The organism is uncultured Streptococcus sp., assembly GCF_963516575.1.
Taxonomy (GTDB): Bacteria; Bacillota; Bacilli; order Lactobacillales; family Streptococcaceae; genus Streptococcus.
On record NZ_CAUQCP010000011.1, the window covers coordinates 11359 to 25253 of the forward strand.

The 13895-nt window shown below is 35.6% G+C and carries 17 protein-coding genes and 1 pseudogene; 15 read left to right on the forward strand and 3 right to left on the reverse strand.

Translation table 11 applies throughout. The annotated features are described in order from the left end of the window. Positions 1 to 128: 128 nt before the first annotated feature. Positions 129 to 2387 (reverse strand): ATP-dependent Clp protease ATP-binding subunit, encoded by a 2259-nt coding sequence (locus RWM06_RS03000; RefSeq protein ID WP_313970067.1) that lies wholly within the window; start codon positions 2385 to 2387, stop codon positions 129 to 131. Positions 2388 to 2616: 229 nt separating this feature from the next. Further along, positions 2617 to 2847, reverse strand: a complete 231-nt coding sequence (locus RWM06_RS03005; RefSeq protein ID WP_000443570.1) for a DUF1797 family protein — start codon at positions 2845 to 2847, stop codon at positions 2617 to 2619. Positions 2848 to 3037: 190 nt separating this feature from the next. Between RWM06_RS03005 and RWM06_RS03010 the strand changes: the two genes are divergently transcribed. The 3 genes from RWM06_RS03010 (at position 3038) to RWM06_RS03020 (ending at position 5490) form a co-directional block, all read left to right on the forward strand. After that, a complete protein-coding gene (locus tag RWM06_RS03010; protein WP_001011642.1) occupies positions 3038 to 3721 on the forward strand; it encodes an amino acid ABC transporter permease in 684 nt (227 codons plus the stop codon). After that, positions 3721 to 4455, forward strand: coding sequence for an amino acid ABC transporter ATP-binding protein (locus RWM06_RS03015; RefSeq protein WP_313970068.1), 735 nt, complete (start codon positions 3721 to 3723; stop codon positions 4453 to 4455). The genes RWM06_RS03010 and RWM06_RS03015 overlap by 1 nt, the downstream gene beginning before the upstream one ends. A gap of 177 nt (positions 4456 to 4632) precedes the next feature. Beyond that, complete coding sequence (locus RWM06_RS03020) at positions 4633 to 5490, forward strand: bifunctional methylenetetrahydrofolate dehydrogenase/methenyltetrahydrofolate cyclohydrolase (RefSeq protein WP_313970069.1); 858 nt, start codon at positions 4633 to 4635, stop codon at positions 5488 to 5490. 346 nt (positions 5491 to 5836) lie between these two features. On the opposite strand, the pseudogene RWM06_RS03025 reads toward RWM06_RS03020, so the two are convergent. Next, positions 5837 to 6145 (reverse strand): annotated as a pseudogene (locus RWM06_RS03025) (transposase); the annotation flags it as partial. 81 nt (positions 6146 to 6226) lie between these two features. Here RWM06_RS03025 and RWM06_RS03030 point away from each other — a divergent pair. The 12 genes from RWM06_RS03030 to RWM06_RS03085 all read left to right on the forward strand — a co-directional run bounded on the left by RWM06_RS03030 (position 6227) and on the right by RWM06_RS03085 (position 13815). Then, positions 6227 to 6966 (forward strand): IS5 family transposase gene (locus tag RWM06_RS03030; protein ID WP_399553527.1). Its coding sequence is split into 2 segments (ribosomal slippage): positions 6227 to 6542 and positions 6542 to 6966, totalling 741 coding nucleotides; the frame shifts between segments, so codons are not numbered across the junction. A 33-nt stretch (positions 6967 to 6999) separates the two neighbouring features. After that, a complete protein-coding gene (locus RWM06_RS03035) occupies positions 7000 to 7299 on the forward strand; it encodes a hypothetical protein (protein WP_313970070.1) in 300 nt (99 codons plus the stop codon). 186 nt (positions 7300 to 7485) lie between these two features. Continuing rightward, positions 7486 to 7701: a hypothetical protein gene (locus RWM06_RS03040; protein ID WP_313970071.1), complete on the forward strand. Its 216-nt coding sequence runs from the start codon at positions 7486 to 7488 to the stop codon at positions 7699 to 7701. Between the two features lie 7 nt (positions 7702 to 7708). Continuing rightward, positions 7709 to 8320 (forward strand): hypothetical protein, encoded by a 612-nt coding sequence (locus RWM06_RS03045; RefSeq protein ID WP_313970072.1) that lies wholly within the window; start codon positions 7709 to 7711, stop codon positions 8318 to 8320. Positions 8321 to 8423: 103 nt separating this feature from the next. Further along, a complete protein-coding gene (locus RWM06_RS03050) occupies positions 8424 to 8975 on the forward strand; it encodes a DMP19 family protein (protein WP_313970073.1) in 552 nt (183 codons plus the stop codon). A gap of 117 nt (positions 8976 to 9092) precedes the next feature. Continuing rightward, entirely contained in the window at positions 9093 to 9338 is a 246-nt protein-coding gene (locus RWM06_RS03055) for an immunity 17 family protein (protein WP_313970074.1), read from the forward strand. Positions 9339 to 9357: 19 nt separating this feature from the next. After that, positions 9358 to 10596 carry a DUF695 domain-containing protein gene (locus RWM06_RS03060; RefSeq protein ID WP_313970075.1) on the forward strand — a complete coding sequence of 413 codons (1239 nt, stop codon included), beginning with the start codon at positions 9358 to 9360 and terminating at the stop codon, positions 10594 to 10596. Positions 10597 to 10717: 121 nt separating this feature from the next. After that, positions 10718 to 11770 carry a Fic family protein gene (locus tag RWM06_RS03065; RefSeq protein ID WP_313970076.1) on the forward strand — a complete coding sequence of 351 codons (1053 nt, stop codon included), beginning with the start codon at positions 10718 to 10720 and terminating at the stop codon, positions 11768 to 11770. Between the two features lie 89 nt (positions 11771 to 11859). Continuing rightward, positions 11860 to 12222 carry a hypothetical protein gene (locus RWM06_RS03070; protein WP_313970077.1) on the forward strand — a complete coding sequence of 121 codons (363 nt, stop codon included), beginning with the start codon at positions 11860 to 11862 and terminating at the stop codon, positions 12220 to 12222. A gap of 38 nt (positions 12223 to 12260) precedes the next feature. Next, a complete protein-coding gene (locus RWM06_RS03075) occupies positions 12261 to 12545 on the forward strand; it encodes a DUF2695 domain-containing protein (RefSeq protein ID WP_313970078.1) in 285 nt (94 codons plus the stop codon). A 58-nt stretch (positions 12546 to 12603) separates the two neighbouring features. Then, the gene (locus RWM06_RS03080) at positions 12604 to 13278 is read left to right on the forward strand and encodes a DUF6678 family protein (protein ID WP_313970079.1); all 675 of its coding nucleotides are present in this window, start codon (positions 12604 to 12606) and stop codon (positions 13276 to 13278) included. Positions 13279 to 13560: 282 nt separating this feature from the next. Continuing rightward, positions 13561 to 13815, forward strand: a complete 255-nt coding sequence (locus tag RWM06_RS03085; RefSeq protein ID WP_313970080.1) for a hypothetical protein — start codon at positions 13561 to 13563, stop codon at positions 13813 to 13815. Positions 13816 to 13895 lie beyond the last annotated feature (80 nt).

Genomic DNA, 13895 nt, shown 5'->3' on the forward strand with positions numbered 1-13895 from the left:
GCATTTTCCTCATTATCTATTATCTTTATTATTATCTTAATGGACAAAGGCCGAGCTGTCAAGAACTTATAGTTATTTTAGTAAAAAAGAGCAGAAAATTTTCATTTTCTACTCCTTTTCTATAGGATTTATTTTTCTTTTTCAGAAGTCTTCACTTCAGCTTTTTTGGCAGACTTGATTTGAATCTTGCCCTTGCTGGTCATAACTGCTTTGAGATCTTTTTCGCTTGGATTTTCAAGGTAGTAATCAGTGATTGCGTCCTCTATATAGTCTTGAATAGTACGGCGAAGTGGGCGTGCTCCCATTTTTGGATCATAACCTAGGTCAACCAACTTTTCCTTGACCTTGTCAGTTACATCTAAATGAATGTTATTGCTAGAAAGGCGCTTGTTAACATCTGCTAGCATAAGCTCGACAATCTGAAGGAGGTTATCCTTGCTGAGAGCCTTAAATTCGATAATACCATCAAAACGGTTCATAAACTCTGGGCTAAAGAAGTTACCGAGTTCACCGAGAACAGAGTTGGTACGTCCTTCTCTAGCAGCACCAAATCCAACGCTGGCTTCGGCCTTACCTGTCCCTGCATTTGAAGTCATGATGATGATGGCATCCTTGAAGCTAACGGTTCGTCCTTGCCCATCTGTCAAACGACCATCGTCCAAGACCTGAAGGAACATGTGCATAACATCTGGATGGGCTTTCTCTACTTCATCCAAGAGAATAAGAGAATAGGGATTACGTCGGACTTTTTCGGTTAATTGACCAGCCTCATCGTAGCCAACATAACCTGGAGGGGCACCAACTAATTTCGCAACACTGTGTTTTTCCATGTATTCACTCATATCGAAGCGAATCATGCTGTCAGCAGAACCAAAGAGTTCGATAGCCAGTTGTTTGGAAAGTTCTGTCTTACCGACACCAGTTGGTCCGACGAAGAGGAAGCTTCCGATTGGGCGGTTAGGCGTACCGAGACCGACACGATTACGGCGAATAGCTTTTGCAATCTTATCGACAGCATCGTCCTGTCCAATAACATGAGACTTGAGGTCTTCAGCTAGATGGATGAGTTGAGATTGTTCTTTTTCTTTCAAATCGCCAACAGGGATATTGGTTTTCTGCTCGATAATGTGCTCAATGGTTTTCTCACTGATGATAGGAGTATCCTGGTCTGTGACCTTTTTCTTTTGCATTTCCTTATACTTGGCAATCTGGTCGCGGAAGTAGGCGGCCTTCTCAAAGTCTTCTTCTCGTGTAGCTTGAGATTTAAGATTTTCAGCCTCAATCAAGCGCTGATCAATGACTTTAGGATCGACAAAATTCAAGGTCAAGTTCATCTTAGAACCAGCTTCATCTAGGAGGTCAATGGCCTTGTCAGGTAAGAAGCGATCTTGGATGTAACGATTGGAAAGAGTTGCAGCTGCTTCAATTGCAGCATCGGTATACTGAACGTGGTGGTAGTCTTCGTATTTCTTTTGAATGCCTTTGAGGATAGTGATTGTTTCTTCCACGGTTGGTTCATCGACCTTGACAGGCTGCATACGACGCTCTAGGGCAGCATCCTTTTCAATGATACGGTATTCATTGAGGGTAGTAGCACCGACTAGTTGCAGTTCCCCACGAGCAAGGGCGGGTTTGAGGATATTTCCTGCATCCATATTGCCATCGCCTGCAGAACCAGCACCGACAATTTCATGGATTTCATCGATAAAGAGGATGATGTCCTCACGTTTGCGAATTTCTTCCATGAGTTTTTGCATGCGTTCTTCAAATTGTCCACGGATACCCGTTCCTTGAACCAAGCTAACCACATCCAGACGGATGACTTGTTTACCTTGGAGTTTATGTGGAACATCGCCATCAACGATTTTCTGAGCTAGACCTTCGACAACGGCCGTTTTTCCGACACCTGGTTCACCGATAAGAACAGGATTATTCTTGGTTCTGCGATTGAGAATTTCGATGACACGGATAATCTCATCGTCGCGCCCAATAACGGGGTCAATATCTCCACGACGAGCAATTTCAGTTACGTTGATACCAAATTCTTCCAGCAGGCCTTTTTCTTGGCTTGGTGGAGGAGTTTGAGCAGGTCCACGATTTTGGGAACCATAACCGCCATTTCCACCGTAACCTCCACCTGATTGGGTTGGGGGAGTCGGAGGAGTATTGCTGGAAGGTCTAAAATTGTTTAGGTCATTGAAGAAATCACCAAAGGGATCGAAGTCACGATTGTTCAGATCAGTCATACCTTTAAAGAGGCTATTGTTAGGATCTGTCTTGATAATCTTATAGCAGTTTTGACAGAGGTCAATTTGTTTTTGCTTTCCATTGAGATTGGTATAAAGATGAATTGTTGAGTCGTTAATTTTACAGTTTTGACAAAGCATACATCTACCTCATTTCTTTCTTTAGCCTGACCTGTTTAAAGGTCAAAAATAGTCAAATTTCTATACTCTCATTATAACAGGATTGGGGTGTAAAGCAAGTAAAAAGATTGAAGCTTTGAGAAGTTGTTACAATGAAAATTTTTGTAAATTTGGACTATAAAAAAATCCTATTTGTGAGACAAAAAGGATTTTGGTTAGACATGCAGGGGTAATCCTGACTAGTTTTAGATTAGTAAAGGAGTTCGTAAATCTCCATTGCAATCAAGTCAATGCTGTCAAACGTATAAGTTTCGCGAGCTTCTACATCACGAAGGGTAAAGATTGATCCGTTTTCTTCGTCGTGGCTGTATGCAACTTCTGCAACAACGACTCCTTCGCGTTCAAAATTACGTTTTAAATTTCCGCCGTCTTTTGCCATTGCTTCAAGGCGGTTGATAATTCTAACCAAATGTGATTCCATTTTGATTCTCCTTCATTTCTTATCGTTACTATTTTACCATAAAGGAGGCCAACTTGACTAGAAAAAACTAAGATTTCTCGCTAATTCTACCAGCTTAAAGTTTTTTTGAATAAATTAGATAAAAGATTTGAATTTTAATTCAATACATGTTATAATCATACAGTATTCTATTTTAGAAAGCAGTGTAACTATGAATTTTTCTTTTTTACCTAAGTATTTACCTTATTTTAACTATGGGGCTGTCGTGACGGTTCTCATTTCTATCTGTGTTGTCTTTTTGGGAACCATTTTAGGTGTTGTCTTGGCTTTTGGGCAACGTTCAAAGTTTAAACCGCTTGTTTGGCTCGCCAACTTGTACGTTTGGATTTTCCGTGGGACACCGATGATGGTTCAGATTATGATTGCCTTTGCCCTTATGCACATCAATGCTCCGACTATTCAGGTTGGAATTTTAGGTGTTGACCTTTCTCGTCTGATTCCAGGGATTTTGATTATCTCTATGAACAGTGGTGCTTATGTTTCTGAGACTGTTCGTGCTGGGATTAATGCGGTGCCTAAGGGGCAGTTAGAGGCGGCTTATTCGCTAGGGATTCGTCCTAAAAATGCCATGCGGTATGTGATTTTGCCACAAGCTATCAAAAATATTTTGCCAGCATTGGGAAACGAATTTATCACTATTATCAAAGATAGTTCTCTCTTATCAGCTATTGGTGTCATGGAGTTGTGGAATGGAGCTACAACAGTTTCTACAACAACCTATCTACCTTTAACACCACTTTTATTTGCAGCCTTTTATTACTTGATTATGACCTCTATTTTGACAGTAGCCTTGAAAGCTTTTGAAAAACGTATGGGACAAGGAGATAAGAAATAATGACAGAAACCTTGATAAAAATTGAAAATTTACATAAATCATTTGGAAAGAATGAAGTATTGAAGGGCATCAACCTCGAGATTAAAAGAGGAGAAGTTGTCGTTATCATCGGTCCTTCAGGGAGCGGGAAATCTACCTTGCTTCGCTCTATGAATTTGTTGGAAGAAGCAACCAAGGGGAAGGTTATCTTTGAGGGGGTCGATATTACGGACAAGAAGAATGACCTCTTTGCCATGCGTAAGAAGATGGGCATGGTTTTCCAACAATTTAATCTCTTTCCTAATATGACTGTGATGGAAAATATCACCTTGTCTCCTATCAAGACCAAAGGTGAGAGCAAGGCAGTTGCTGAGAAGAGAGCCCAAGAGCTTTTGGAAAAAGTTGGTTTGCCAGATAAGGCAGATGCTTATCCACAGAGTTTGTCAGGTGGCCAGCAACAACGGATTGCCATTGCGCGTGGTTTAGCTATGGAACCTGATGTTTTGCTCTTTGACGAGCCAACTTCAGCCCTGGACCCTGAAATGGTAGGTGAGGTGTTGGCTGTTATGCAAGATCTTGCCAAGTCAGGAATGACCATGGTTATCGTAACACATGAGATGGGATTCGCTCGTGAGGTGGCAGACCGTGTCATCTTTATGGCAGACGGCGTGGTTGTTGAAGATGGGACACCTGAGCAGATTTTTGAACAAACCCAAGAACAACGGACTAAAGACTTTTTGAGTAAGGTTTTATAAGTTAGCTTTGTTTAGCTATTTGTAGCCAATTTTATATATAAAATATAGATTAGTGAAAAGCTCAACCAGAGCTTTTTCTTATAGTTTGAAGCTATAGGATGACCTAGTCAAGAAGTGTTAGAACTACATTGTATTTTTTGGTATAATTAAAGATATTTGTAAGAAAAGAGAAGTGATATGACACAGATTATTGATGGGAAGGCTCTAGCGGCCAAATTGCAGGGACAGCTGGCTGAAAAGACTGCAAAATTAAAGGAAGAAACAGATCTAGTGCCTGGTTTGGTAGTGATTTTGGTTGGGGACAATCCAGCCAGCCAAGTCTACGTTCGCAACAAGGAAAGGTCAGCTCTTGCGGCTGGATTCCGTAGTGAAGTTGTGCGAGTTCCATATACCATTACTCAAGAGGAATTGTTAGACTTGATTGCTAAATACAATCAAGATCCAGCTTGGCATGGGATTTTGGTCCAGTTTCCCTTACCAAAACACATTGATGAAGAGGCGGTTTTATTGGCTATTGACCCAGAAAAGGATGTGGATGGTTTCCATCCTCTAAATATGGGACGCCTTTGGTCTGGACATCCAGTTATGATTCCATCAACACCTGCAGGAATTATGGAAATGTTTCATGAATATGGGATTGAACTAGAAGGTAAAAATGCGGTCGTCATCGGTCGTTCAAACATTGTTGGAAAACCCATGGCCCAGCTTCTTTTGGCCAAGAATGCAACAGTGACCTTGACTCACTCACGCACCCATAATCTCGCTAAGGTTGCTGCTAAAGCGGATATTCTGGTGGTAGCAATCGGTCGTGCCAAGTTTGTGACTGCTGACTTTGTCAAACCAGGTGCGGTAGTCATTGACGTTGGGATGAATCGTGATGAAAATGGCAAGCTCTGTGGGGATGTGGATTATGAGGCAGTTGTCCCACTTGCTAGCCATATTACGCCAGTACCTGGAGGTGTCGGTCCTATGACCATTACCATGCTGATGGAGCAAACTTATCAGGCAGCCCTTCGGACATTGGATAGAAAATAAGAGAAAAATTTTCTGAGGAAAGTGTATTTTCTATAGCTATATCTAAAATGGCAGAAATGAGTATTAAATTTTAGATATAAGATTAAAAAAGACAAACTATAAGAAAAGTCAATAGTTTTATCTAAAATATTTCTTGTTTCAAATTTGCTGATTTTAGAGCACGTCAAAAATCCCTTGAAAAAATCCATTTTTTCAAAGGTAATCCTGTGTCAAATTCAGAAGTTACATCACTTTTTGTTCGTCAAAGGGTAGCTCGTTTTTGAGAAGATAAAACAGCATTCTGATAAGTTTTTTTGCAAGGTAAATGATGGTTACATTGTAATGTTTTCCTTGTTCTAACTTATACTCATCTGTTTTCAAAAAGTATTCTAGTCCATCGCCGATTAACGATGGACTTTATCATTTCCTTCTCCAGTTCTTGTATGGCATCTTCCAAAGTTCGAAAGGCTTTATTCTTAAATCCACGTTTACGAATTTCTTTCCACACTTATTCAATGGGGTTCATCTCAGGTGTGTATGGAGGAATAAAGGTAAAGCCAATATTAGTCGGAATCTTTAAGGTACTTGATTTATGCCATATAGCATTGTCCATGACAAGTAAAAGATAATCATCTGGATAAACTTGTGAAAGCTCTTCTAAAAAGGCGTTCATCCACTAGACTTCCTGCGAAACAAAAATATGATACAATAGAATTATGAAGCAAGTAAACAATTAACTGATGTTCGGTTTAAGCGTATTGTTGGTGTTCAGCGCACGACTTTTGAAGAGATGTTAGCTGTGTTAAAAACAGCTTATCAACTTAAACACGCAAAAGGTGGACGAAGCCCTAAGTTAATCCTAGAAGACCTCCTCGTGGCTACTCTTCAATACATGCGAGGATACCGCACTTATGAACAAATTGCGGCTGATTTTGGCATTTACGAAAGCAACTTAATCCGTCGGAGTCAATGGGTTGAAGCAACTCTTATTCGAAGTGACTTTACGATTTCAAAAACTCATCTTAGTGCTGAGGATACGGTGATTTTGGATGCAACAGAGGTAAAAATCAACTAGCGAATTATTCTGATAAAAAGAAATGTCATGCTATGAAGGCTCAGGCGATTGTCACAAGCCAAGGGAGAATTGTTTCTTTGGATATTTCAGTGAACTATTGCCACGATATGAAGTTGTTCAAAATAAGTCGCAGAAATATCGGACAAGCTGGTAAAATCTTGGCAGACAGTGGTTATCAAGGAATCATAAAGATGTATTTACAAGCGCAAACTCCGAGGAAATCAAGCAAACTTAAGCAACTAACTCTTGAAGATAAATCCTATAATCATGTGCTACCTAAAGAAAGAATCAAGGTTGAGAATATTTTTGCCAAAGTAAAAACGTTTAAAATGTTTTCAACAACCTATCGAAATCTACGTAAACGCTTCGGATTACGAATGAATTTGGTTGCTGCTATTATCAACCGTGAACTAGGATTTTAGTTTTGTAGGAAGTCTAATAAAATATATAAATTTGTGGAAGGTGAAGAAAGATCATATCCAGGTGAAATATGTTTTGAAAAAGGTGATATCGACCTATGCGATATATTGATATTTAACAAAACCTTAGGTGAAGGACGCTTCAATGGAAAGTCTATTGGTTTACAACAATTTATAGATGAATATACAGACTCAGAATTTGAAATCATTATTGAAGTCTATTATGGCAACACAACTACATATACAGGATGGCTGCAGGAAGATGGGAAACGACCAGTGACAGCAATTATGTATGTTTGGAACATCGGAGATATGGTGTATAACGTAAAAAAATAAACGATTTAAAACAATAATTTTATATGATAATTATTTTGGGAAAAAGAGGTATTGAATTTAAAGATGATAAAATATACAAATATAAAAGATATCGTTGAATATGGATTAGATACTATTTCTGATAAGGAAAAAATAACAATGAACCTGAAAGACTTTCTATACATTAGATGAGTTTTAGAGGAATATATGCGTTATCTACATAATCCTGATCATTATCCCGATATAGAATCAATTCAAAATTTTTTAGGTGATACTTCTTCGGGAGGCGGATTTGAATGTTTAAGCACAGCTATTTATAAAAAAGTATATAAAGTTGATTTACCGGCGAAGATTGAGAAAATGATTGATGATGGTTTATTTGAACACCCTCTTTATCCCAGTTACTATAAGGAAAATGAATAAGTAATAATTGGATAGTATTGAAATAGTAGAAAATGCCGATTCTAAAATTAAGAGAGAAAACAAAATGAGAGTACCAACTTATATCAAAGAAGAAAATTACAATATAATAAATATAGATGATACATTTACAAGTATTAGTATTTGCAACAAATTAGAAAGTGGAGATACCAACGAACTGTATGAAATTTATTTTTATGGTTCACTTTTTGAAGAACATATGATTTGTGGTATGTATGATGAAAAAAATGAGATTAGCGATCCTTGCATGATAGTAGCAAAATGTATACATACAGGAAAAGAAATTTTACTCTATGATGAAGCTAAATATGGATACAACCCTATCTTCTGTGATGAGATAAATTTAGAAGATATCAAAAAACGTCGACTTTCTAAATTAGAAATTCCAAACTCTAAAATTGAAATAGATTTTACCTATAGCATTGATTTTGATGAAGAGAAAGAAGATTTTGAATTTGATGAAGATGACTTTACAGAAACTATTAACGGAGAAAAAATTTCTTTTGAGGAAGTGAAGAGAAATGGATTTGATTATATAAAAATTACTGCTATAGACGAACTGGATACCAAAAGAGTTATCTGTGAGTTAGAACTTGCATAAGTTTATTAATTACGAGAGGTAAAATATGAATCCTCCTATTTTAACAGAGAAATATTTTGAATATATCAATTAAGAAAATGAAAATATAAAGGAGACAAATGAAATGGGTGAAACAGAAAAGAAATTAACATACAGAAAGCTTACCATAGAAAATATTAAAAGTTTAGATGAAAACTTTTATTTTGATGTTGTTGAGCCAATGTGGGAAACAATTAATATTTATGATGGATATGATGAGTATATTCAATCGGCGCAGACTTTCACTTTAGAGCAAAGATATTTATTAGCCATTACTTGGTATTTTACAGAAGTAAGTAATGGAGGTCATCATCAGTTTTTATATAATCCTACAGGGATAGTTTGGGAAGATGCAATAAATGGTTTTAAACATTTTGGAATGAACGAATATGCAAGTAATTTTCAAAAAGTTGTAGATTATTGTGGTGGGACAATATCTTTTGATAGAGAAGAAAGATACTATATGCTAGAAATGTTGGAAGAAAAATACGGGGAAGAATTTTTTAAGATGTTAGATGAAGCCGATGATTTCGTTTACGATTATGAAGGTGAAGAATACGAACTAAACTACATTAAATCTCACCCTGAAAAGTTTGTATTTGAAGGAGAATACGAGAGCTTTTACAATCGGCGGTAAAAAAGAAAAAGTAATCTTCTAAAAAGTTGAGAGAATGGTGCTTGAGTGAAGAATCTTTAGCATGTGAAAAAGAGCAATCATTAGAGAAATGCCTGATAGAGAAAGTAGACAAACGATATGGATGAAGTATTTGAATGGTTAAAAGCACATTATCAGTATGTGTTGATAGCAGGTGGATTGCTATTTTTAATCGGTGCGATAAGAGATTGGAAATGGGTGTATCAAGCTACAGTCGGAGATAAGGTAAGACACGCATTTATTTTTGAAGTGTGGGGAGAGAAAGGATATAGAGTTTTTATAGGTATATGTGGACTGTTACTTGTAATTTGTGGTGTTGTATTTTTAATGTTCGATAAACGATAAAAAGTGGAGGTAACTTAACATGAAATGGAATTCAGAAAATCGCAAAGAATTTTTTGTGTATATAGAAAAGCTTATAGATGAAGATAAATATACAGAATGTATGACAGCATTGGAAAGCATTCCTATGGAAGAACGGGATTACAAAGTATGGTATCAGCTTGCTCGTACCTATCAAAACTTCGCGATTGTCGGCAATGATGATCAAGGAACACCTAGTTTTATTGGCGATAAATTTTTATTAAAATCGATAGATATTTTGAATTCAGTTAGAGAAGAGGGAAAAGATAAGGCTGAATGGAATATGCGTATGGCATATGCCTATCAATATTTGACTCATGAGGAAGAAAAAGCTATTCCTTATGCATTACGTTGGGCGGAGTTAGATCCTGAGGAAGAGAATGCATTGGAAGTAGTAAAAGAGTGTAAAGAAGAAATTGAAAAAAGAGCATTCAGAGTCAATGTGGCTACGGAGAAAGTAATCGATCAAGAAACTGCCGAAATTGACGAAGACTGGTGTATCTATTTATGCAATGCATTTGCTTATGACTTGCCGGCTGTGATTAGAGTCAATTTAGCTCTTAGGGATTTTGAATATACTGCAAACTACCCTAAAAGATTACATTTACAAATATTATATAAGAATGCTGATGACAACGGTTTTCCTACAAGAGAAGAAGGGGAATATGTATATCGTATAGAAGACGCTGTAGAAGAGATTGTTGAACAACATGGAGACATGTTAGCAGGCGTTGTGAAATGCGATGAGCGGGTACGTATTTTTGCCTATACTAAGAATGAGTTGGAGTACGACGATGAAATTTCTGCGGTGATGTCAAAAAACTTCCCTGACTATGCCTATACATTGGCAGTAGTAGATGATCCTGACTGGGAACTGTATTTTGATGCACTGTATCCTGACAGATATGAATACCAAAGTATTATGAATAGGTGGCTTATTGAGAATATTAAAAGTGATGGTGATAGTATGGTGCCGAGAGTACTCGAACATTGCCTACTCTTTAAAACAGAAGAAAATGGGGAAGCCTTTTTAGCCAAAGTAATAGAAGACTGTTTTATAAAACTTTCATCAGAAAATCAGAACGATAATGAGGATATAGATAAGGAATATCCATATGTGCTTGTCATTGGTAGGGAAGATACTTTTGAAAATATCGATGAAATTGTCTGGTATCTTATGGACTTGGCAGATGAATTTGACGGGGAATATACTGGCTGGGGATGCCATGTTGTAAAGTAACAACGATGTTATGTTGTCTCACTTTATTTTACAAATCAGTCAAGTGTTAATAATCGCCTAGTCTGTTAGAAATCGCCTAAAAATATGATATAATTAGGCGAAAAGAAAAGGAGGTAGGCGAATGCGACTTTTTAGTTATGAAAATCTAGCAAGAAGTAAGTGGGATAGTGAAATTATAAATCTTCTTTCACAAATTCATGAGCATAAAGGAAAACAAGAACTTTTTTTGACACGTAAACCTGCTGTTTTAGATAAATTAGTAGAAATTGCTAAAATTCAGAGTGTAGAAGATTCTAATAAAATAGAGGGAATTGTTACTACAACAGTCAGAATAAAAGAGTTAATGAATCAAAAAACAACTCCAAGAAATAGAGATGAAGAAGAAATTCTTGGATATAGAGATGTACTCAATACGATTCATGAAAGTTATGAATATATTCCAATCAGCAGTAACTATATTTTGCAACTTCATAGAGAACTATTTAAGTATAGCGAAAAAGGAATTGGTGGTCGATATAAAAATACGCAGAATTCTATTGTGGAAAAAGATAAAGAGGGTAATGCTGTCGAAAGATTTGAGCCATTATCTCCATATGAAACACCAGGAGCAATTGAGCAAATTTGTGACGAATTAAACGTAGCTTTTGAGAAAAAAAACGTGGATTCGTTGCTTTTAATTCCAATTTTTATTCATGATTTTCTTTGTATTCATCCTTTCAATGATGGAAATGGAAGAATGAGTCGTTTATTAACAACTCTTTTGCTATACAGACAAGGATATGTAATTGGGAAATATATCAGTTTAGAAAGTAAAATAGAAAAAAATAAAGACAGTTATTATATAGCTTTAGAAAAAAGTGGGATAGGTTGGCATGAAAACAAAGAAGATCCTTTACCGTTTATAAAATATATTCTTAGAACGATATTAGCTGCTTATATTGATTTTGAAGAAAGGGTTGATTATGTAGACGAAAAAGTGCCTACTATTGAACTTGTTAGAAATGCAATTGATAGGAAATTAGGTAAATTTACTAAAAGCGATATGATGGAATTGGTTCCAAGTGTAGGAAGGGCTACAATCGAAAATATGCTTAAGCAATTGACTGAGGAAGAGTACATTGAAAGACATGGTAAAGGAAGAGCGACCTTCTATGTAAAAAAAGTAGCTAAATAAATAGATTTTAAGGTGAATTTATGAGGAAGAGTATGAAGTTTATACACGATAGAAGTAACAACATCCTTTTCAGCCTTCATGATAGCAGAGTGAAAGAAATCAAATATCACAACGAAACTTTGACGTTACAAGTTAATAAAATATATGAATTTGTGGAAGGTGAAAGAAAATCATACCTAGGTGAAATATGTTTTGAAAAATGTGATATCGACCTGTGCGATGTATTGATATTTAACAAAACCTTGGGTGAAGGACATTTCAATGGAAAGTCTATTGGTTTACAACAATTTATGGATGAATATACAGACTCAGAATTTGAAATCATTATTGAAGGCTATTATGGCAACACAACTACATATACAGGATGGCTTCGGGAAGAGGGAAAACGACCAGTGACGGCAATTATGTATGTTTGGAATAGCGGAGATATGGTGTATAACGTAAAAAAATAAACTATTTGGAAAAACAATTTAATAAAGGAGAAAAGCTCATGAACAAATTTGAGAAGAGAAAATTTTTACAAGAATATCAAGTCAAACAAATGGAAGAATTTGAAGAGAACTTACCGATGGAAAAGAAATTATTTTATGAATTATTTGATTATCTAAATGATAAATCAGAAACGGTAGAGTGTAATCACGATTTTTCTTTAACAAATGAGTTTTTGAAAGATAAAAATGTGGATATTGAAAAGATTATAGAATTTTTGCGAGAAAATGGTGCTGGTTGCGATTGTGAAGTGATTTTTAATGTTGAGGAAAAGTTTGAAGAATAAAATGTTTGTATTAGAAACAGACTGGTAGATTTGAAGTTGTAAGGAGAAATAGTGATAGATGCAATCAATACATAATATTTTATGTGAAAAACTAAATCCGAGAAGTGGAGTTATCAAAATAAGTAGTTCTAATGATGAAGATAGAATTTATTTCGATATAAGTTGGAAGGGAGATTTCCATTTTATAGTTACTGGTTGGGTGCATTACGGGTGGTATTATGTACAAAGAGATAAACAATGTATATCGCCATCTTATGTTTATAAAGAAATAGATGATAGAGCGTTATCTGTTATGCAACACATTATAGACGAAATTGAAATTGGGAAATATAACAACAAAAAAACTGAAAAAGAAAAAATTAAACAGGTTCTTGAAGAAAGAAATCTAACCTCTTTTATGAACAATACAAAATGGAAAGAACTGATAGATTCCATCATGGAGAACATGAGAGACATCCCGATACAATATAAGACGTTTTTTGATGAAGAAGAGCCTAGCATGTATTGGACGATTGATGCTGATGAACATTTTTTTCATATGAATATGAGAATTGTTGAATGGTTTAAAATTAGAAGTAAATTTGAGAAAGTTCTTGGTCAAGGACGTTTAATTGAGCCAAAGATATGTGTTACTGATAAAAAAACAGAAATAGAGTGTATGCTTAATAAATTTAGTATTCCTTATGAATATGATGATATTGAAAAATGTTTTATTATTTTTGGGTATAGATAATGAAAATTGAAAATTAAAAATTAGAAGTTAAAGGGGTAATTGTTCCATTAAATAGAATAGTTTGTTGTGATACTCCTCTTTATATTAAAATATCCGACTATAAATATGAGGTGCGGTTAGGCTAGAAATTAGTTTTTAAATATGATTTTTTTGTATAGCTTTTGGGAAGAATGTGTTGTTATCACTGATAAGTTTTAGCAGCAAGGATGATAAAAATATTCGGATATCACAAATGAAAAAGGCTTGGTCAACGCCTAACCGAAGCGATAAACAGAAGAGGAAATGTGGAAGTCTTATCAAAAAATTGCAAACAGACAAACTTTTGAGAAACTATGCAATATGGAAGAGATTGCAAATGAATCTGATATAGTAAATAAAAAATCGGAAAATAGTTACCGCCTTATCGCTCTGTACAAAATGATTGGATACGGAGTTACAGGGTTTTATCCTGCCTTGGAAGAAAATAAAGATGAGCTGGAGAGAAAAATCGAAGAATACATTATGTGCTTAAGAATAAATCTCATTTTGTTGGATTAGTAACTAAATATAAATTTTAAATTTTTTAATTTTTAATAAGGAGGTCTGCGTCTCTTTTTTGTTGTATAATAAATGCGAGA